At 69.3% G+C, this 20,345-nt stretch carries 17 protein-coding genes and 1 pseudogene; 4 read left to right on the plus strand and 14 right to left on the minus strand.

The genetic code is table 11. The features are described from left to right. Positions 1-80: 80 nt before the first annotated feature. Positions 81-203: a hypothetical protein gene (locus ACFFR3_RS19115; RefSeq protein WP_345408528.1), complete on the minus strand. Its 123-nt coding sequence runs from the start codon at positions 201-203 to the stop codon at positions 81-83. 41 nt (positions 204-244) lie between these two features. Between ACFFR3_RS19115 and ACFFR3_RS19120 the strand changes: the two genes are divergently transcribed. Continuing rightward, entirely contained in the window at positions 245-1,051 is an 807-nt protein-coding gene (locus ACFFR3_RS19120) for an SAM-dependent methyltransferase (protein WP_379483550.1), read from the plus strand. An 88-nt stretch (positions 1,052-1,139) separates the two neighbouring features. On the opposite strand, the gene ACFFR3_RS19125 is transcribed toward ACFFR3_RS19120, so the two are convergent. Then, on the minus strand, positions 1,140-4,001 hold the full coding sequence (locus tag ACFFR3_RS19125) for an AfsR/SARP family transcriptional regulator (protein WP_379483551.1): 2,862 nt from the start codon (positions 3,999-4,001) through the stop codon (positions 1,140-1,142). 298 nt (positions 4,002-4,299) lie between these two features. Between ACFFR3_RS19125 and ACFFR3_RS19130 the strand changes: the two genes are divergently transcribed. Then, complete coding sequence (locus tag ACFFR3_RS19130) at positions 4,300-4,860, plus strand: chorismate pyruvate-lyase family protein (RefSeq protein ID WP_345408538.1); 561 nt, start codon at positions 4,300-4,302, stop codon at positions 4,858-4,860. Positions 4,861-5,060: 200 nt separating this feature from the next. Here ACFFR3_RS19130 and ACFFR3_RS19135 read toward each other — a convergent pair whose 3' ends face one another. The 11 genes from ACFFR3_RS19135 to ACFFR3_RS19185 all read right to left on the minus strand — a co-directional run bounded on the left by ACFFR3_RS19135 (position 5,061) and on the right by ACFFR3_RS19185 (position 17,408). Continuing rightward, the gene (locus tag ACFFR3_RS19135) at positions 5,061-5,270 is read right to left on the minus strand and encodes a hypothetical protein (protein ID WP_345408540.1); all 210 of its coding nucleotides are present in this window, start codon (positions 5,268-5,270) and stop codon (positions 5,061-5,063) included. A gap of 92 nt (positions 5,271-5,362) precedes the next feature. Beyond that, positions 5,363-6,241, minus strand: a complete 879-nt coding sequence (locus ACFFR3_RS19140) for a 2-hydroxy-3-oxopropionate reductase (RefSeq protein WP_379483552.1) — start codon at positions 6,239-6,241, stop codon at positions 5,363-5,365. A gap of 151 nt (positions 6,242-6,392) precedes the next feature. Next, positions 6,393-7,202 carry a hydroxypyruvate isomerase family protein gene (locus tag ACFFR3_RS19145; protein ID WP_345408542.1) on the minus strand — a complete coding sequence of 270 codons (810 nt, stop codon included), beginning with the start codon at positions 7,200-7,202 and terminating at the stop codon, positions 6,393-6,395. Continuing rightward, positions 7,199-7,921 carry a GntR family transcriptional regulator gene (locus ACFFR3_RS19150; RefSeq protein WP_364385668.1) on the minus strand — a complete coding sequence of 241 codons (723 nt, stop codon included), beginning with the start codon at positions 7,919-7,921 and terminating at the stop codon, positions 7,199-7,201. Before ACFFR3_RS19150 ends, ACFFR3_RS19145 begins: the two co-directional genes overlap by 4 nt. Before the next feature lie 50 nt (positions 7,922-7,971). Next, positions 7,972-8,898: a D-2-hydroxyacid dehydrogenase gene (locus ACFFR3_RS19155; RefSeq protein ID WP_364385670.1), complete on the minus strand. Its 927-nt coding sequence runs from the start codon at positions 8,896-8,898 to the stop codon at positions 7,972-7,974. Further along, positions 8,895-9,782, minus strand: a complete 888-nt coding sequence (locus ACFFR3_RS19160; protein WP_345408550.1) for a carbohydrate ABC transporter permease — start codon at positions 9,780-9,782, stop codon at positions 8,895-8,897. The genes ACFFR3_RS19155 and ACFFR3_RS19160 overlap by 4 nt, the downstream gene beginning before the upstream one ends. After that, on the minus strand, positions 9,782-10,666 hold the full coding sequence (locus tag ACFFR3_RS19165; RefSeq protein WP_379483553.1) for a carbohydrate ABC transporter permease: 885 nt from the start codon (positions 10,664-10,666) through the stop codon (positions 9,782-9,784). The genes ACFFR3_RS19160 and ACFFR3_RS19165 overlap by 1 nt, the downstream gene beginning before the upstream one ends. An 8-nt stretch (positions 10,667-10,674) precedes the next feature. Beyond that, positions 10,675-11,964: an ABC transporter substrate-binding protein gene (locus ACFFR3_RS19170; RefSeq protein ID WP_364385676.1), complete on the minus strand. Its 1,290-nt coding sequence runs from the start codon at positions 11,962-11,964 to the stop codon at positions 10,675-10,677. Between the two features lie 86 nt (positions 11,965-12,050). Further along, on the minus strand, positions 12,051-13,934 hold the full coding sequence (locus ACFFR3_RS19175; protein WP_379483554.1) for a hypothetical protein: 1,884 nt from the start codon (positions 13,932-13,934) through the stop codon (positions 12,051-12,053). Then, positions 13,931-16,009: a family 10 glycosylhydrolase gene (locus ACFFR3_RS19180; RefSeq protein WP_379483555.1), complete on the minus strand. Its 2,079-nt coding sequence runs from the start codon at positions 16,007-16,009 to the stop codon at positions 13,931-13,933. Before ACFFR3_RS19180 ends, ACFFR3_RS19175 begins: the two co-directional genes overlap by 4 nt. A 547-nt stretch (positions 16,010-16,556) precedes the next feature. Further along, positions 16,557-17,408: a helix-turn-helix domain-containing protein gene (locus tag ACFFR3_RS19185; protein WP_345408558.1), complete on the minus strand. Its 852-nt coding sequence runs from the start codon at positions 17,406-17,408 to the stop codon at positions 16,557-16,559. Between the two features lie 101 nt (positions 17,409-17,509). Between ACFFR3_RS19185 and ACFFR3_RS19190 the strand changes: the two genes are divergently transcribed. After that, on the plus strand, positions 17,510-18,064 hold the full coding sequence (locus tag ACFFR3_RS19190) for a YceI family protein (protein WP_345408560.1): 555 nt from the start codon (positions 17,510-17,512) through the stop codon (positions 18,062-18,064). Positions 18,065-18,606: 542 nt separating this feature from the next. Then, positions 18,607-19,382, plus strand: a pseudogene (locus ACFFR3_RS19195) (Tn3 family transposase). Here the strand turns inward: ACFFR3_RS19195 and ACFFR3_RS19200 are convergent. Beyond that, positions 19,367-20,338 carry an SAM-dependent methyltransferase gene (locus ACFFR3_RS19200; RefSeq protein WP_379483556.1) on the minus strand — a complete coding sequence of 324 codons (972 nt, stop codon included), beginning with the start codon at positions 20,336-20,338 and terminating at the stop codon, positions 19,367-19,369. The pseudogene ACFFR3_RS19195 and the gene ACFFR3_RS19200 sit on opposite strands and share 16 nt — an antisense overlap. Positions 20,339-20,345 lie beyond the last annotated feature (7 nt).

Raw genomic sequence — 20,345 nt, forward strand, 5'->3', positions numbered from 1 at the left:
CGGGCGTGCCGCCCTCCGTGTTCGCCGGTGAGCCTTTGTTGAGAGATCACGCCCGGAAACGTAGGACGCAGTGGTGTTGTTCAGGTTGCGGCGGCGTTGTGGTCCGGATGGGTTTCGGTGGCAATCCGCGAAGCGCGGTAAGCGCCCACCTTCACCACCGCAATGACGATCTCGTCAAGCCGCGCGAATGGCACTACGATCATGCTTCGGTCCGATGCCCGCGCTGTCGAGATCGAGGAGCACTGTGCGCCCGCACCAGCAGTCAGACGACCGTCAACCGACCTCCGCGGCCCGCATGTACGACTATTTCCTGGGCGGCACCAACAATCTTCAGGTGGACAGGGACGCCGCAGCCGAAGGACTGCGTTACGACCCGGACCTGGGGAAAATCGCGCAAGCGAATCGTCAGTTCCTGATCCGGGCCGTACGCCATGTGGCCGAGCAAGGCGTCTCCCAGTTCCTGGACGTCGGCTCGGGACTGCCTACCCAGGAGAACGTGCACGAGGTCGCCCAATCCATCAATCCCGGCGCTCGCACCATTTACGTCGACAGCGACCCCAGCGTGCTCCCCCAGGCGGAGGCGCTCCTGGTCGGTGATGAGCAGACGCGTTTCATCAAAGCGGATGTCCGCGATCCTCATGGCATCCTGACGCATCCCGACACGCTTCGCCATTTCGACGTCGACCAGCCCTGGGGGCTGGTCCTGTGCTCCGTACTGCATTTCGTGCCCGACGCCGATGACGCGTACGGCGTCGTCTTTCGCCTCATGGAGGCGATGCCGCCCAAGAGCTACATGGTGTTCGCACACGTGTCGAGCACCGACATCGATCCCGGCATCTACAAGATCATGATGGCCGCGAACGCCAAAAGCCTCAGCACGCCCGTCACCTACCGGACCGTCGAGGAGATCGCCCGGTTCTTCGACCAGCCCGGCTGGAGCCTTCTCGAGCCAGGGCTGGTGGACGTGCAGCGGTGGCAACCCGGCCACGTCACCGACGACTACACCCGCCTCACGGCTCGGGTCCTGGGTGGCGTCGCGCAGAAGGCGTAGACGAGAACGCGCGGCGAGCCGCCGAGACGTGGACGATCCGAACCGCTGGCACAACCACACGGCCCGCGTAACAAGGCGACCGATCGACTCAGCCTGGTTCCGCTCTCGCGTCCCCGTTCTTGCGGCGGCACCGGTCCGCCTCATCGGCCAAGCCCACTTCATCGAAGGCGGCAGCAGCCTGCGCGTAGCGTTGCACGGCTTCCTGGTCGCGGTCGAGCGCGGCCAGCGCGTCCCCCGCCAGCTCGCTCGCCCGTGCCTGGCCGGCTCGGTGCCGCGCCTGCCGGCTGAGGTCATGGGCCTGGTCCAGCTCGCCGAGCGCCTGCTCGGGTCGGCCGGCGGCGATCATCATGGCCCCCCGCGCCTGCAGGGCCCACGCATGGTACGTGGCATGTACGGCGTTGGGGGCCACCTTGTGCGCAACACGCACCATGTCCTGGGCCAACCCCAGCGCCCGCCCGTGCTCATTTCGGGCGCTGGCGATCAGGGCGAGTGCGCGCAGGCAGGCGAGCTCGGTGTACTGGTCGCGAGCTTCGCCGCACGCGATACTCAGCCCTCGCTGCGCATCCACTTCGGCTTTTCTCAGCAGGGTCGCGGACTGCTGATCCAGCGCCTCCCTGCGGCGGCACTCGGCACGCACGCCCAGGGTGCGGGCCAACCCCTGGTAGTCCTTATGTTTCTCACGCGCGGCCAAGACCTCGTCGAGCAGCGGCAGAGCCCGCTGTGGACCTCGCGGGCGACTCATGATCAAGGAGGCGAGGCGATGGCGTGCCTCTGCTTGCAACCGAGGGTAGTCCGGTGTGATCGCCTGCAGAATGCGGCGCCACATGTCCTCCGCTTCCTGGTGCCGGCTCTCCCGATACAGATACGGAGCCACTCTCAGGGCGATTCCGAGAGCTTGCTGGTATTTTCCCCGCTCGCAGGCGATGCGAATGACGTTGAGGAGGTTGCCCACCTCGGTGGCCAGCCAGCCGTCGACGTCCGCAGCGATCATCTCTCTGACCGTGGTAGCGGCGTACATCGTGATGTCCAGCCTTCTGACAGGTGGATGGTACGGTTCGCGGGCGATTTGGGCAGCGGCCAGATCCGCCAGTTCCAGCCAGCCCAGGAGAAGCCGGTGCATCGCCGAATCCTGCTCATCGGGCCGTTCGGACAGACGCGCCGCACCATACGAGCGGAGCAGCTCGTGCTGGCCGTACCTGAGCTGGCCCGACGCGTCCACGCCCACGCTGGTCAGCAGGCTGTGCCGGGTGAGCAGCTCCAGAGCGCCCTCCAGGTCGGCGACCTTCTTGTTGTCCAGCATGGCCACCTCCCATCCGGCGAATCCGTGCCCGAGCATCGACACCAGCCGGAAGACCCGGCGGGCATCCCCTGGAAGGGCCTCGTCGCTGCCCCGGATGCTGGCTTCGACCCCCAGGTCATCCCCGCGCAGCAGGCTGAGGGAGCGCGTACGCAGCCGCTCCGCGAACGTGCGTAACGGCCACGCGGGCTGCCCTGCCAGCAGCGACCCGGCGATGCGCACCGCGAGCGGGAAACCACCGCAGACGGCGCAAATGTCCGCCGCGGCCGTCGGCTCGGCTTCAACGCGGTCAGCACCGACGATGTCACTGAGCAGGCTGACGGACTCCTCTTTCGACAGCGGGTTCAGCCTGACCACCCGCATCGCCGTGCTCGCCACCAGATGCGAGCGGCTCGTCACCAGCACCGCGCACCCGGACGTCCCCGGCAGCAGCGCCTGGATCTGCTGGATGCCGATGACGTCGTCGAGGACGACCAGCACCCGCCGGCCCGCCATCAACGAGCGGTAGAGCGCGGTACGTCCGCTCACACCGGCCGGCAGACCCGTGGGAGGAACTCCCAACGCGGACAGGACCTCAGCCAGGACGTCGCCGATCTCGCGGGGGCGCTCCGACGTGACGCCCATGTGCACGTAGATCTGCCCGTCCGGGAACACCGGGCGCAGGAGGTGCGCGACGAGGTGCGCAAGCGCCGACTTGCCGACGCCAGGTGGTCCGCAGATGGACGCGATCGGCACACCGTCGCTGTCACGCGCGGAGGACAAATATCGCTTCAGTTGCCGTACCTCGTCCTCCCGCCCCGTGAAGTCTGTGACTGCCGGCGGCAGCTGCGCCGGGGGCAGTCCCCCAGGTCCCAGAGCAACCGGCGTACAGGGGCGGTCGTCCGCGGTGACAGCGGACGTCAAGGGCCGCGGGCCGGACGTTCCTAACAGATCGTCGGAGGCGATCTCGTCCCGCAGCCGCCGGAGGTTCAGCCCGGGTTCCGCACCGGTGTCCTGAGCCAGGAGCGCGGCCAGGCTGTCGTACTGGTGCAACGCATCGATACGGTAGCCGGCCCGATAGAGCGCCTTCATCAGCAGGGCGTTCAACGTCTCGGACAGCGGATCCTCAGCGATTTCCTTGCGCAGGTCCCCCAGGAGCTGGTGATCCTCCCCCAATAGCAGCCTCAACTCCAGCACCTGCTCCTGGGCGACCTTGCGTTTCCACAGCAGTTCCCGTCTCCATGTGGCCACCTGCGGCGGGTCATCCGGTACGTCAGCCAGCGGCGGGTCGCCCCAAAGTGCCAGAGCCTTCTGTAAGGACGTCACCGCCTCCGCATGATGGCCTACCGCCGTTTGCTCACGCCCTTGTTCGGTGAGCGCGAGAAACTCCGCGAGGTCGAAAGTGTCATCATGCTGTAACTCCATGCGATAACCCCGCGGGCCGCCCTTCGCAATGCGACCCGGTATCAGGCGGCGCAGCTGTGACAATGCTGTTTTCAGCGAGTTTTCCCGCCCATAAGTGTCTCCCCAGACGGCTTGCATCAACGTCTGTGCGGTGACTCCAGTTCCCCCGGCCAGGAGCAATGTGGCCAGCAGAGGGCGCCGGGTGCGGGAGATCTCCACCGTCTCCCCGGCTTGCTGTACTCCAACTGATCCCAGGACGACGAATCGCATCACGAGCCTCCTCGTCTTTTCCATGCGGGGCGAATCGGCTATCGACGGTCAAGAACGATCAGACCAAAGCTGAGCAGCGATGATAATACTGCGCAAGTCCGAACCGGATCATGACCCGGAAACAACCGAATCACAACCGGGTCAACACCGCGGCGTTTACCTTCTCTCCGTAGCGAATACATGCCCGGCGCACAACCTCGCTCCCCGCGTCGGCCAGCTCGCACCAACGACACATTCGCCGTCACCGTCCGCTGCCGCCGCACGTCCGGCCGCGTCAGGCACGTCATTAAGGACCCCGATGACCTCCACGCACCTCCTCTTCCGACACGAGGCTGGAAGGATCCCCGACATCCTCACCAGTCTCGACGGCTCCACCACTCGCTTCCTGGCCGCCCTGCTCGGTAAGCAGCTCAAAGCCCGAGTGGTCCTGCAGGCCCGGCGGCCGGCGGCAGGTACCGTCTCCCCCGCAGTGCGCGCCCGCCTGCACGCCGCTACGGACGACACCGTGCTCCTCCGCCGATCCCAGCTGATCCTGGTCGAAACGGGAACGGTGATCTCGGCCAACAAAGTCGTCCTCGATCCCGGACACCCCCTGATGGCCGACATCGACCTCGGCACCGACATCCCGATCGGTTACCTGCTGTCAGAGGTCGAACAGCGCCGGGAACTGCTCCACCGAGGTGTACGGCCCTGGTCGTGGGGAGCGCCCGACCCCTTCAGCACGGCCCGCCCCAGCCTCTGGTGCTCGTACCTGATCATCAACAGCGGCCGACCCCTCTGCTCCATCGAAGAAGTCTTCCACCCAGACGTCGTCGCGCCACCTACGGCTCTGCCACGATGCGACCGTCTTGGATCCTGAGGTCCGGGGAGAGACGTCCTGCGCGATGGGTAAGGGACTGCACGGTCGCTGCTCGCCGCCCGTCGCCGCCGCCTACGGCGAGAGCGCGTTGATCCTCGCGAGGCAGGCTGTGGCCGGCGGCCCGTTCGACCCCCTGGGGCACGCGCTGACCTCCGCGCCCACTCCCGTCGATTGCCTGGCCAGTGGGGATGGCCTGAGCGCTACGTGCGCTCACGGCACCGGACGATCATCACCTCCGAGGGCTCCCGCGGTGTCCACGTGCGGCACTCGGCGCCGGCCGGTTCACCGCCCGCCGCGGACGAGAGCACCGGCACCGAGGCGGCGACGGTCGCGCCGGCCGCCGGAACCAGGGTCAGGAAGGTGACGGCTGCGCGTACGTGGGCCATGATCGCGAAGAGAACATGGCCCACGACTACGGACACAATCCCCTAAGTGGCCAGAAGGTGCGCCTCCTTGTCGCTTACGGTGACGTCCACGGAGCTCCCCATACCGGGAGCTCCAGCTACGCGGTGCCGGAGAGGCGCTCCACGCCGCGCAGCAGCGCCGAGTGGTCGAGCCCGCCGTCGCCGCTCGCGTTCGCGGAGGCCACGAGCTGGGCCACGAGCACCCCGAGCGGCAGCACCACGCCGGCCTCGCGGGCCGCAGAGGTGACGATGCCCATGTCCTTGTGGTGCAGCGCGATGCGGAAGCCGGGCTCGAAGGAGTGCCCGGTCATGTTGGCCCGCTTCTGCGTCAGTACGGCGGAGCCGGCCAGGCCGCCGCCGAGCACGTCCATCGCGGCCTCCAGGTCCACCCCGTACGCCCGCAGGAACACCACGGCCTCGGCCAGCGCCTCGATGTTGGCCGCCACGATGAGCTGGTTGGCGGCCTTGACCGTCTGGCCGGAGCCGCTCGGCCCGACGTGGACGACGGTCTTGCCGACCGCTTCGAAGATCGGCCGCGCGGCCTCGAAGTCGCCGGCCGCGCCGCCGACCATGATCGACAGGGCGGCGTTCCTGGCGCCGGCCTCGCCGCCGGAGACGGGGGCGTCGAGGTAGCGCAGGCCCCTGCGGTGCGCCTCCCCGGCCAGCTCGCGGGTGACGTCGGGGCGGATGGAGGAGAAGTCGATGATCAGCGTGCCGGGGGCGGCGTGCGCGAACACGCCGTCGTCGCCGGTCAGCACGTCCTGGACGTCAGGCGAGTCGGGCACCATGAGCGCGACGACCTCGGCGCCCGTCACGGCGTCGGCGACCGACCCGGCCACCCGCCCGCCGGCCTCCGCCAGCGGCTTCGCCTTGTCCGGCGACCGGTTGTACCCGGCCACGGCATGCCCGGCCTTGACCAGGTGGACGGCCATGGGCGAGCCCATGATGCCGAGGCCGATGAAGGCGATGGCGCTCACGTGAAAGATCCTTCCGTGTCAGGTACGGCGTCGCGGGTCGCGTTCAGGGCAGCGTCGCGGGCCGTGGGCGGGGTCGCGTTCGGGGCGGCGTCGCGGGCCGTGGGCGGGGTCGCGTTCGGGGCGGCGTCGCGGGCCGTGGGCGGGGTCGCGTTCATGGCCGCGTGCCGGGGGCCGGGTCTGCGGCGCGCTGCTCGCTCGGCAGCCAGGCGAAGGCGCCGGGCCCTTCCGCGCGGTATTCCAGGCCGATATATCCGTCATATCCGGCGGCGTACACGTCGTCGATCCACTGCCGCAGCGGCAGCTCGCCGGAGCCGGGCGCACCTCGGCCAGGGGCGTCGGCGATCTGCACGTGGGCGATGCGCGCGGCGTGCCGGTCGATGACGGCGGCCACGTCGTCGCCGTTGACGGCCAGGTGGTAGAAGTCGGCGAGCAGCCCGAGGTTGGGCACGTCGGGCAGCCGGTCGAGCACGGCCACGGCGTCGGCGGCCGTCAGCAGCGGGTAGCGCGGCGCGCCGCTGACCGGCTCAAGCAGCACCGTGCCCGAGACGCCCTTGGCGCAGGCGGTCAGCAGCTCGGCGGCCAGCTCGTCCTGCTCGGCGGCGCCGGCGCCGTCGATCCGGTTGCCGTAGAGGGCGTTGAACGCGCGGCAGCCGAGCCGCTCGCCGATCGCGGCGACTACGGGGATGTTGTCGAGCAGCTCGCGCGAGCGGCCCGGCCACGACACGACGCCGCGGTCACCACCCGGCATGTCGCCGGCGAAGAAGTTGAGCCCGGTGAGCCGCACGCCCGCGTTCTCGACCGCGGCGACGAACGCGTCCACCTCACGGTCGTCCGGCACCGCCACCGGCCACGGCCACCAGAACTCGACGGCGGTGAACCCGTCGGCCGCCGCCGCGGCGGGCCGCTCCAGCAGCGGCAGATCCGTGTAGAGGAGGGAACAGTTGACGCTCCACCTGGTCACGCGTGGGCCTCTTCCGATCGTTCGCGGCGCAGCTGGCCGAGCAGCCGCCCCTGGGCCTGGTCGAGATGGTGGGCCAGGCACTGCTGCGCCCGCTCGGGGTCGCCGTCGCCGATGGCCTTGAGGATGTCGTCGTGCTCGTGCGCCACGTTCATCGGGTTCGTGGTGCGGTGGGCCTGGAACTGGCCCATGGTCAGGTGCACCTCGCCGAGGATGACCTCGTGCATCCGCGCCAGGCGGCGGCTGCCGACGGCGGCCACCAGCGCGGAGTGGAAGGCGATGTCGGCCTCGACCTGAGTGGCGAACGCCCCGGCATGGGATCCCTGGTCGGAGCCGTGCTGGGCCGCGTCGCCGGCCGCCGCCCTCATCGCCGCCTGGGCGCGCACCGCCTCGGGCGGCACCGTGCCGGCGCGGGCCAGCGCCACGACCGCCGCCCGTTCGACGGTCTCGCGGCTGAAGTAGAGGTCGCGGATCTCCGCCTCGTCCAGCTTGGGGACGACGGCGGTCTTGTGCGTGGTACGGCGCAGCAGCCCGAGCGCGGTCAGCCGTTCGAGGCAGGCTTTTGCGGTGGGGCGTGCGACGCTGTACTCGTTGGCGATCCGGATCTCGGTGAGCTTCTCCCCCGGGGCGATGTCGCCGTTGACGATGCGTTTGCGGACCGACTCGTAGAGCGCTTCCGTCAGTGATGATGGTCCGAGAGGAAAGCTGGGCTTACCGTCCATGGAACTCCTCCCAGAAAAGGCAAAATCGTCAGACAAGTATACTCTGAACCTCAGTAGCCGGCGGCCTTGTCGACGACGTTGCGCAGCGGCTCGCCCCTGACGAAACGGCCCAGGTTGTCCAGCAGGATGTCCAGGCCGCGGCCCGCGGTCTCGCGGGTGGTGGCGCCGTTGTGCGGGGTGACGATGACGTTCGGCAGCGACCAGAACGGGCTGGCCGGCGGCAGCGGCTCCACGCCGTGGGCGTCCAGGCCCGCGCCGGCGATCTCGCCCCGGCGCAGCGCGTCCAGCAGGGCGTCGTCGTCGGCGATGCCGCCGCGTGAGACGCAGACGAAGCAGGCCGTGGGCTTCATCGCGGCGAACTCCGCCCGGCCGAACCGTCCCGCGGTGACGGGGGTGAGCGGCGCGGTGACCACCACGTAGTCCGACTCGGCCAGCAGGCGCGGGAACTCGTCCTGGCCGAGCAGCTCGTCCACGCCGGGCGCGGGGGCGTCCTTCCTGCGCACGCCCAGCACCCGCATGTGGAACGCCTTCGCCTTGGCGGCCAGGTCGAGGCCCGCGTGGCCGAGCCCGTACAGGCCGATGGTCTTGCCGGCCAGCTCGCCGTGCGTGTAGCGCTCCCAGCGGCGCTCGGACTGGGCGCGCAGCCAGCGCGGCACGTCCCTGTCGAGCATGAGGAGCAGCAGCATCGCGTGCTCGGCCAGCGGGATCGCGCCGTTGCCGGTGGCGGAGGTGAGCGTGACGTCGCTCGCCAGCAGCCCCTCGGACAGGATGCCGTCCACGCCCGCCGCCGGGCTGTGCACCCAGCGCAGCCGGCCCGCCTTGGCCAGCAGCGGCTCGGGCACCTTTCCGACGACGGCGTCGGCCAGCTCGATGCCGTCGCCCGGGTCGGCGGCGAACTCGACGTGCGCGGCACCGGCCGCCCTGCGGATGCGGCGGCGGGCGAGCTCGTCGTGGTCGCCGGTGATGATGATTCTCATTTGAGCCCCGTGGTGGCGATGCCGCGGATGAGGTGTTTCTGGGCGATGGCGAAGAAGATGAGCACCGGCAGCAGCGACACCAGCGACATCGCGAACAACATGCCCACACCGCCCTGCGTCTCGGAGTCGACCATGGAGTTCAGCGCCACCGGCACAGTGAACATCTTCGGCGAGGTGAGATAGATCAGCGGGACGAAGAAGTCGTTCCAGGTCCAGATGAAGGTGAAGATCGTGGTGGTGACCAGGGCGGGCCGCATCAGCGGGAGGATCACGTACCAGAAGGTGCGGAACGGGCCCGAGCCGTCGATCCAGGCGGCGCGGTCCAGGTCACGCGGGATCGTCCTGATGAACTGGACCATCAGATAGATGAAGAACGCGTCGGTGGCCAGGAACTTCGGGATGAGCAGCGGATAGTAGGTGTTCACCAGGTCGAGCTGCGAGAAGAAGATGTACTGCGGGATCACCAGCACGTGCATCGGCAGCATCACCGACAGCAGCGTGATGCCCAGATAGACCCCGCGCATCCTGAACTCCAGCCGGGCCAGCGCGTACGCGGTCAGGGAGCAGGAGAACAGGTTGCCGATGATCGAGCCGACGGTGACCAGCAGCGAGTTGAGGAAGAAGACGGTGAACGGCCGGTTGAGCGCGTTCCAGCCCGCGACGAAGTTGTCGAAGGTGATCTCGCTGGGGATGAGTCCCGGCTCGGTCAGGATGAGGTGGTCGGGCTTGAGCGAGCTGACGATCATCCAGATCAGCGGATAGAGCATCAGCAGCACGAAGACGCCCAGGCCGAGGTGCTTGAGCAGGTCCCGGCGCCCGCGCCGGCGCAGGGCCGCCGTGGTGCGGGCGCGCGAGGAGTCGAGCGAGGTCGTCGCGGTCGTCATCAGTCGTCTCCGTAGAAGACCCAGTACCTCGACAGGACGAAGTGCACGGCGGTCACCAGGCCGATGGCCGCCATCAGCACCCAGGCCAGCGCGGAGGCGTAGCCCATGTCGAAGTTCGTGAATCCCTGCTGGTAGATGTAGAGCGTGTAGAACAGCGTCGAGTTGGCGGGGCCTCCGGTGCCGCCGCTGACGACGTGGGCCTGGGTGAAGGTCTGGAACGCGCCGATCGTCTGCAGGATCAGGTTGAAGAAGATGATCGGGGTGAGCAGGGGGATCGTGACCGCGGTGAACTGGCGCACGATTCCGGCGCCGTCCACCTTGACGGCCTCGTACAGCTCCTCGGGGATCTGGCGCAGTCCGGCCAGGAAGATCACCATGGGTGAGCCGAAGGTCCAGACGTTCAGCACGATCAGGGTGGACAGCGACAGGCTGGGGTTCTGCAGCCAGCTCCCGAGTTCGAGGCCGAAGAGTGACAGCGCCCGGTCGACCAGGCCGTTGTCGCCGAAGATCTGCCGCCACAGGATGGCCACGGCGACGCCGGTGCCGAGCAGCGAGGGCAGGTAGAAGGCGCTGCGGTAGAAGGCCAGGCCGCGCAGGCCGCGGTCGAGGATCAGGGCGAGCAGCAGCGCGAAGCCGAGTTGCAGCGGGATGGAGACGACGACGTAGACCGCGGTCACGCGGACGGCGGCCCAGAAGTAGTCGTCCTGGAACATGCGCTCGAAGTTCTCCAGGCCGTTGAACTTCGGCGAGCTGAGGATGTTGTAGTCGGTGAAGGCCAGGTAGAGGGAGGCGATCAGAGGTACGGCCGTGACCAGGACGAGGCCCAGCCACCAGGGGATCAGGAAGACGTGTGCGGCGCCGCCCTGACGATGGAGCTTCGACATGGGGATTCCTACTTGGCGCGGGCGATGCCGGCCGAGATCTCGTCGAGCAGTCGTTGGGCGCCGTCGGCGGTGCTCAGGCGGCCGAGTGAGATCTCCTCGGCGACCCTGCCCATGGCGGTGCGCCAGGTGCTGGTGCCGGGGGGCGCCTCGAAGCGGGGGCGGCGCTCGGCCTTGCGGCTGACCTGTACGGCGTCGAGCGACTCCTTGTCGTCGCCCTGCGCGGCGGCCAGCGTCTGCTCGAAGACCTTGGGGTTGACCGGCGCGCCCATGGTGAGGCCGACGGTCTTGATCATCGCGGGGTCGTTGGTGTTGTAGCTGATGAGCTTGCCCGCGGCCTCCAGCTTGTCGTCGTCGATGCCCTGGTAGATGGCCATCCGGGGGTAGTAGAGGAACGGGTGCCCGGCCTGCGCGTCCTTGGCCACGGGAACGCTGCGCAGCTTGAAGGAGTAGTCGGGGAACATCTTGGCGTCGTCGATGATGTGGTTGGAGTTGCCGACCTTGGCCAGCACCTTCTTGCCGACCAGGGCCCAGTCGGGGCCCATGCCCTCCTGCTCGCTCAGCGTCAGCACCGCGCCGGCCTTCTGCATCTTGTCCCACCAGTCGAACCAGGCCCGGACGCTGTCGGCGGTGAAGCCGGGGTTGCCGTCCTCGCTCCAGAGCAGTTCGCCGCGCTGGCGCAGCCAGGCCTCGAACACCATGTCGGCGTCGGCCTCGTACGGCAGGCCCTTGCGCTGCTTCGGGTTGTCCTTGGAGTAGTCGATGAGGAACTCCGACCAGGCGTCCCAGTCGGCGTCGGCCGGCGGCAGCTTGACGCCGTCCTCCTCGGCGAACGTCTCGTTGTAGCGGAAGACGGGGACGAAGATGCCGATCGGCATGGTGTTGAGCTGCCCGTCCAGCTTGAACGACTCCAGCTCCTCCTTGGAGTAGTCGGCCAGGTCGACGCTGGGCACCTCGTCGAGGCGCCGGTAGATGTTGCTCTTGTGGTACGTCATGACCTGCGCCGAGGCGATCCAGAAGATGTCGGCCACGTCGCGGGCGGCCATCTGGGTGGTCATGCGCTCCTGGAAGGCGGTGTAGTCGGCGAACTCCGGTTCGACCTGGATGCCCGGGTTCTTGGCCATGAACTCCTTGAGTGCCTTCGTGTAGTTCTGCTGCCGGACGTTGTTGCCCCACCACGCGTACCGCAGCGTGGTGCCGTCACCGCCGCCCGAGTCGCCGGCGCCGCACGCCGTCAGGCCGGCCCCCAGTGCCCCGGCCGCCGCCAGCTTCAGAAACCCCCGCCGATCCAGTCCGCTCATCACGTTGTTCTCCCGTCGTTCTCACAGGGGACCGGCTACCCCGGTGATGGTCCAGTGTTCATTTGTCTAACGAGACCGTCAATAGGTCATGAATACTTGTTTGACAATTTCACGACTTCGAAGAGGCCGATCTCCGGCAGCCGCACCCGGCCGCCGTCCACCTCCAGGGGGCGGTCCGCGCGCAGCGCGTGCGCCTCCCACTCGCCCGGCCAGGGCAGGTCGAGCCACGATTCCGCGATCGGCAGCGGGCGGCGGAAGCGCTGGTCGGCGTCGCCCGAGCGGTTCAGCAGATGGATCACCCGGAGGTCCCCGGCGCGGGCGGGCACGATCTCCGCCTGCTCGGGCAGCCCCGTCCCGACGGCGAGGCCGGCGGGCAGGCGGTCGGCGAACAGGTCGCGATGGGCGCTCAGCCCGGTCTCCCGGTAGCCGCGCCCGACCGTCCACGGCATCAGCACGCCTCTCCCCCGGCCGTAGGGGGCGCTCAGCCAGCCGGGATGGCCGGTCTCCAGATGGCCGTGACACTTCTCCGGCGGGCCGTACCTGGCCCTGGAGAGCGCGGGCAGGCCCGTCTCCGCTCCCGGCGCGGGCTCGACCACGTGGAAGGCGCCGATCACCGGCACCATGCCGCGGTCACCGCGCAGGTGCAGCGAGCGGACGGACTCCTCCGTCGTGTACGCGGCCAGCCGGCGGGCGACGGGCAGGCAGGCGAGCCCGGCGTCGCTCGACCCGGTCGCCAGCACGGTGCCGCCCGCCTCGGCGTAGGCGTCCAGCACGCCGGGACGGCTCAGCTCGCCGGCGTCGGGCAGCACGACCAGCTCGTACCTGGACAGGTCGCTCGCCGCCAGCTTCTCCTCGGGCAGCACGTCGAAGGGCACGTGCCGCTCCAGCAGCGCCAGGTAGAGCCCCTGGAACTCGGCCCGCTCCCCTTCGGGGCGGACCAGCAGCGTGCGCGCCTCGGAGACGAGGTCCCGGTAGACCTCGGCGTGGTCGCGGTGGAACCGGGTCAGCTCGCCGGCGATCTCCAGGCACTCGTACGAGCTGTCGTCCGGCGTCCCCATGATGTACGTGGACGGGATCGCCCCCCGCGAGATCGCCTGCAGCAGATACTGGGCGAAATGGTGAGGCTCCTCCCCCGCCATCCGGTACGGCATGTCCACGAACCCCACCGAGTTGACCAGCACCGGCACCTCGGGCCGGTACGACTTGGCCGCGCTGACGTGCTCGCTGGTCCTGTGGTGCCACAGGGGCCGGCCGACGGCGTTGTTCGCCTCGTGGAAGACGATGTCGGCGTGCTCGCCCAGGATGAGCGCCGCTTCGGGCCTGCGCCCGGCGATCTCGGCCCGGATCCTGGCGTGCAGGTCGTCCAGCGTCGCACGCGTGAACGCGCGCCACCGGGCGTCGGCCCGTTCCGGCAGCTCACCGTCGTAGCGGCGGGCGCAGGCGAGGCAGTGGCAGACGCCCCAGTATCTGCGGCTGTAGTCCACTTCGTTGAACGACATCCAGTTGAGGAAGAAGCCGTCGATCTCGTAGCGGTCGAGCACCTCCCCGATCACCTCGAACAGCTTGACCTGGTAGTAGTCGCCGCTCGGGCACACGCTGGTGAGGCCGTTGTAGACCTGCCGCTCGCCGGCGGGCGAGACGAAGCACCACTCGGGATGCCGCTCGGCCCGCCGGTGGTCGATCTTGGAGAAGTCCATCCTGGCCAGCACGCGCACGCCCCTGCTCCGGGCCGCCGCCACCGCGTCGCCGATCAGGTCGCCGGACGGGCGCTCGGCCAGGTGCGGGTTGCGCGTCTGGAAGTCCAGGCCGGTCGGATAGTTCGACAGGATGCCGCCGACGCTGATCAGCCAGGCGTTCGCGCCGAACTCCTCCAACTGGTCCAGCACCCGCTCGACGTCCAGCCCGGCGTCCACCTCGCGGAGGTTGGTCTGGAACATCCGGAACGGCTCGCGCCACCAGACCCGGCTCACCTCGGCTCCCAGGTCAGGTGCACGACCTCGATGAGCCCGGCACCGGTCAGCTCCACCTCGGCCCGGCCGTCGCGGACGGCGACGGGGGCCTCGCTCCCGTCCACCAGCAGCCGGGCCGTGGCCCCCGCCGCGTCCGGCGGCAGCGCGACGGAGACTGTCTGCGGCGGCAGCGGGATGGTCTCCCTGATGGCGCCGCGCATGGCCATGGGGTTGGTCAGGTTGACCACGGTGACCGCGAGACTGTGCTCGTCGCGGCGCACGGCCAGGTCGACCAGCCCCGGGCCGCGTACGGTGGCCTCGGGCTCGCCGCCGAGCGCCCAGCGCACCGCGTTGGCGATCAGCCGGCCGTGATCGGCCTGGAGCGTCTCCCAGAAGATCGCCCCGAGGTCGAACGGGATGTAGACCACCCGGCCCGGCCCCTCCCTGGTGATCACGGCCGGGGCGTCGGGGTCCTTCCTGGCGTACAGCTCCTCCATCGGCAGATCGGGAAAGTCCGGCACGAACCGGAACGGCACCTGCGTGCCCGGCCTGGCCTCCACGCCGAGCAGCCGGGTGCCGCCGATGATCCGCCCGGCCGGGCCGAACCCGCCGCTGACCGGGTGCTCGCCGGTCAGGGCGATGTAGTTGTTCTTGATCGGGCCTCTGAGCGGGCTGACCAGGTCCGCGCCGAAGACGTCGGCCAGGCCGAAGTTGGCCCGGGGCTCGCCGTGCTCGTCGTACAGGGAGGACTGGTGCGCGGCGACCAGGCCGCCGCCGGCGGCCACGTAGTCGCGGACGGCCGCGCACTGCTCGTCGCTGAGCTGCTCGGCGTTGGCCAGCACCAGCACCTTGTACGGCCGCAGCCGCTCGGCCGACAGCACCTGGTCGGCCAGCAGGTCGAACGGGATCCGCGCCTCGACCAGGGCCTGGTAGAAGCCGTCCTCGTCGGGGAAGGAGTGCGCCGCCCCGCTCCTGATCCGGCCCGCCCTGCTCGGGTCGACCAGCGCCACCTCGGCCGTGACCGGCATCGGCGCCAGCACCGGCTCCAGCTTCGCGTGCAGCCCGAACGCGTCCACCACGGCCGGCACCCAGCGCGGGTCGGAGACGGTGGCGTTGAACTTGGTGAACCAGGGGAACGCGCCTTGCGCGAACCCGTCCACGATCCACGTCCGGACCTCCTCCGGCGGGGCCACCGAGTCCTTCCACCGGTGCTGGTGGTACTCGGGCCCGACCGAGGTGATGAGCCCGACCGGCCGGTCGGGGAACAGGCCTCTGCTGCGCTTGGCCACCCGGCCGGCCGCCCACGGCGCCTCGATGCCCGAGCGTCCCTGCTTGTCCACCACGAACAGCGGGTAGACCCGCTTGACCAGCTCGGGCTCCAGGTCGCGGGCGGCGAAGGCGCCCAGGTTGGGGATGAAGCGGGCGTGCGGCCGCAGGTCCTTGACCGCCGCGTCCCAGATCGAGACCAGCTCGCTGAGCCGGCGCCGCCGCCAGGCCACGTACGCGGGCCAGGCCGGGTCGGTCGTGTCGTGCTCGCGCTTCGGCAGCTCGAACCCCGTGTCGTCGCGGAACGAGCGCCGCGCGGCCTCGCTGTAGGAGATGCCGTAGTAGCCCTCCCACCGGTTGGCGAAGATCGCGTCCACGTCGTACTCGCGCACGATCTCCCTGGCCACCTCGGTGACGAACTCGCGGTGGTAGCCGGTGAAGGCGCAGGTCAGCCAGATGCCGGGATGTGACCAGTGCTCGATCGGCGCCCCCTCCTGGTCGCACGCCAGCCACTCGGGATGGGCCGTGGCCGCGTCGGCGTGCACGGCGTGGGGGTCCACCCTGGCCATGACGTGCATGCCGAGCCCCCTGGCCGCCTCCACGAGCGCGCCGAACGGGTCGGTGTCGCCCATGAAGGTGCTGCGGTGGTGGTACGGGATGCGGGTCGGGTAGTAGGCGATGTAGCCGCCCGCGCTGACGCAGACCGCGTTCGACCTGCTGTCCCGCATGACCGAGGTCCAGAAGTCGACGTCGAGGTGCGCCGGGTCGTCCTCGGCCAGCGTCAGTTGCGTCCAGCGGGTCGCCGTCAGGGGCCAGTCGGGTGTTCGCATGCGGCAGCGCACCTCTCGTCAAGCTCACTTGTTAGACGCGGAATATTGTCATACAAGAATGCAAGACGTACAAGGGGTAGGTGTGTCGCACGAGTGGTGCCGCCGGAATTTCACGGCGGCGATCCGCCTGCTCGGCCCGCTGCGGCCACGAAAGGTCCCCGCATGTCCACCGCAGGCTCTCGACGAGGAGCCTCATGATCAGTAACCTTCTGACCTGCCGGAACCCTCAGCTTCGTCCGGCCGCGGCGATCCGGCTCGACGATTTCGCCTCTCACTAGAAGTTGGTCACAAACAGTGCCGGTGGTCGGCATCTCCTGGCAGAGGTTCGCCAGATGAAGGTTTCCTGACACCAACAAGCGTCCGGCGCCTCCCCGTCCAGGTGCGTTCCGAGCGGTTCGCATTCCTGCTCGCCGACTACCCCACCGATGCGGCAGGGCTTCGACCGCACCCGTCACTCTCACCGACCCGACCACCGGGGCAGATCCACCAGCAGGACAGCTCGGCCCGCGAACGGCGGAACCCGGGGCAGGCGAACGTCTGCGTGCGGTCAGCCGTTGACGACGCGGAGCGTGCCGAGGTGGCGGCCGGCCAGGCGATCGAGCGTGGCCGATGAAGTCTCGTCCGCCGGAAGGTAGGCGATCAGGCGCTGGTCGTCGGCGAGTTCGAGGGCCTCGTACGCGAGGCTCAGTTCCCCGGCCTGCGGATGCGTCCAGCGCTGGATGCCCGCCCGGTCGGGGACGCCCGGCGTCGTGAGCCGCTCGGCGAAGGGCCCGCCGGCTGTGACGGTCAGCTCGTCGGCGAGAGCCGCCACGTGCGGGTCGGCCAGACCGGCCGCGTACTTGAGGGTGGCGACCTGCTGGGTCGCGACGGCGTCCCAGTCGGGGTAGACGTCGCGGGCGCGCGGGTCGGTGAACACGAACCGGACGAAGCTGGGCTCGGCCACGTCCAGAAGGCCCGTGGCTCGGGCCAGGTGTTCGAAGCCCGTGGTGTACGCGAGTATCTGCGTCATCCGGTTGATCAGCACCGCCGGGGCGGGTTCCAGCTTGTCGAGCAGCGTCTGCACCGTCGGCCGGATGGTCACGACCGGCGGTTGCGCCGAAGGACAGACGAACAAGCTGCCGCCTTCGGTCGCCTTCGCCAGGAGCCTGAGGTGGAAACGCTCGTCGGTGGACATCTGCAGGGCGTCGGCCAAGGCGCCGAGCACCTGTGGGGACGGACGCCGGTCTCTGCCCTGCTCCAGTCGTGTGAGGTACTCGACACTGATCCCCGCGAGGGTGGCCAGCTCGGCACGGCGCAGCCCGGGAGTGCGCCGCCGGAACCCGGCGGGAAGCCCCACGTCGGCGGGACTGATGGCCTCCCGGCGGCTCCGCAGGAACGCGCCCAGCTCGTTGTCGCTCACACCCGCAACCTACCGGCACCCGACGCGCTCATCGTCGCCCTGTCAGGGCCAGCCTCAGCCCGGCCTTCCTGCGCGCCGGCCGCCGGGCCAGGTTTGGGGGCATGGCTTCCAAGACCACCACGAGCACCATGCCCGCTCTGCCGCTCCCCGCTGGGCACTGGACCCTCGACCCGTTCCACTCGGCGGTCGGCTTCACGATCCGCCATCTCGGCATCTCGAAGGTACGCGGCCAGTTCGGGCGCTTCGAGGCGGACCTCACCGTCGGCGACGCCCTCGACGGCTGCGCGGTCACCGCCACCGTCGCACTCGACTCGATCGAGACCGGCAACGCCGACCGCGACGCCCACGTCATTGGCCCGGACATGCTCGACGTCACCAACCGCCCGGCCATGACGTTCCGCTCCACCAGGATCGACGGCGACGGCGACGACTGGACTATGGAGGGCGACCTCACCATCGGCGAGGTGAGCCGGTCCGTCACCTTCGACGTCGAGTTCGGTGGGGTCGAACTCTCCACCGTAGACGGACGGCGGCACGCCGGTTTCGAGGCGAAGGGCGAAATCCGCCGGAGCGACTTCGGTCTCGGCTTCGGCCTGCCCGTCCTCGGTGACGCCATCAAGATCCAGCTCGACATGCAGTTCATCGAGCCCGAATAACACCTCCAGGCGGACCCGGGCACCGGTGCCTCCACATCCGAAATCGGTGTCGGAGGCACCGCGGCCCGCGATGAGTTGCCGGTGCAGGACGGATTCATCCACGAGAGCAGCACCGCCGACGACTGGGAGAACCTGGTGTTCAAGAACGACAAGCGCGGCCGACGGCGGGTGGTGCGGATGGTGTACGAGATAACACCGCGTTACCCAAGCTGGACTGGGTGGCGATCTCCGAGCGCAAGTCCGGTGCGATCAAGCTGACGAAGCTCGGCCCGGCGGAGGAGCCGCGGAACCTGCGAAAGATCAAGAATGAGGTGGGCCGGCGCTGGGGTTCGGTCCCGCTGATCGACATGCTCAAGGAGGCGGTGCTGCGCACCGGCTGCCTGAACGCCGTCACCTCCGTGGTAGGCAGTTCCAGCCTCAACCCCGAGGTCTTGGCCGAGAGGCTGATGCTCGCGATCTTCGGGTACGGCACCAACACCGAGCGCGGGTCGATGGTCGTGCACTCCCAGACGCTGCGCGCCTCGGCCTCGGAGGTGCACGCGATGATCGAGGGTGCCGTGCGGCACGGCACCACCATGAAGGTCGAGGGCAACTATGTCGATTCCCGCGGCCAGACCGAGATCGGGTTCGGCGTGACCAGGCTCTTGGGCTTTGACCTGCTCCCGCGCATCAAGCGAATCAACAAGGTCAAGCTCTACCGGGTCGAGAGCGGCGAAAGCGACCTGTACCCGCGCCTGACACCGGCGATGACCCGGCCGATCAAGTGGGAGGTGATCGAGCACAACTACGACCAGATGATCAAATACGCGACCGCGATCAAGCAGGGCACCGCCTCCACCGAGGCGATCCTGCGCCGGTTCACCGAGTCCGCCTCCCATCCGACCTACCAGGCCATGCTGGAGGTCGGCCGGGCGCAAAAGACCATTTTCGTGCCCGCTATCTCCGGCTGCGGGAACTCCAGCGGGAGATCCAGGAAGGGCTCAACGTGGTGGAGTCCTCCCACGGGGCCAACAGCGTCATTTTCTACGGCAAGGGCGGCGCCATCGCCACCAACCGGCGCGAGGAGCTGGAGATGAGCGTCTTGTGCCTGCGGATCCTGCAGGCCGCACTCGTGTACATCAACACCCTGATGCTGCAGGACGTCCTGGCCGGCCCGGAGTGGGCCACGCTGCTCAGGCCCGCCGACCACCGCAGACTGACCCCGCTGTTCTGGCAGCACGTCCAGCCCTACGGCGAAGTACGGCTGGACGTCGCCAAGCGGCTCCCCCTCGGCGAAAACTCGGCGTCGGGCCAGCCCGAAGATCAGAATCCTGCTTGAGATGCTCGATGGGCCCGAACGCGGCAGTTGGTGTTGAGGCAAGGAGCGGACTCGATCTCGATGGCCGGCACGTCGAGGGCCTCTTCGCGAGGTTTCGGGCGGTGTGCCGTGGCCAGCCAGCCCCGGCCGGCGTCGGCGCGGGCGGGATCGAACGCGGGCGGAATCGGCCGTTCGCAGGCGGCCGCGGCCTCGGCGATGTCTGTCACGGCGGGCTGCCAGCCGCGGCGGATAAGCCAGGCATGCAGGTTCTCGGTGGGGCCGCCTCGCCACAGGTCGACGAGCTCGGCGGAGATGTCCGCGCGGGCGCTGCGGAGCAGCTCGGAGTCCTCCATATGATCCAGGGCGAGCATGCTCGCCGGGGCGGACAGGGTGGTGATCCGGTCGAGGAGCAGGTCGGCGGCGTCGGGCGGGAGCGCGTACAGGATGCCCTCGGCCAGCCAGGCGGCCGGCCGGCCCGAGCTGAAGCCGGACTCCGTCAGCGCGCGCGGCCAGTCCTGGCGCAGGTCGGTGGCAACCTCGACGCGGTGGCACGCGGCGGTCGCGCCGCGGCCGTCGAGTACGGCTGCCTTGAAGGCGAGCACATCGGCGAAGTCCAGCTCGAAGACCTTGGTGCCGGGCGGCCAGGCGAGCCTGAACGCGCGGGCGTCCATGCCGGACCCCAGCAGGACCACCTGCTCGCATCCTCGTTCGGCGGCATCCAGTAGCGCACGGTCGAGGAACTGAGTGCGGACGGCGACCTGTTCGGCCATGACCTGCAGGAAACGTGCGGTCGCCGGAGAAGGCCCGGCGGCCCACGGGGTGGACGCCGAGGGGACTGCCTGGAGGAAGGGCCGTGCGTAGGGGTCGTCGAACAGCCGGTCCGGCCGGCTGCTCTCCTGGGCGCGCAGGAGAGCCACGCCCAGGGCGGTCGCGCCGATTCCGGTCAGGCTCTCGGGGGCGGTCGGTTCTTGTGTCACGGGGTTG

It is taken from the genome of Nonomuraea salmonea, assembly GCF_042428605.1.
Classification (GTDB): domain Bacteria; phylum Actinomycetota; class Actinomycetes; order Streptosporangiales; family Streptosporangiaceae; genus Nonomuraea; species Nonomuraea salmonea.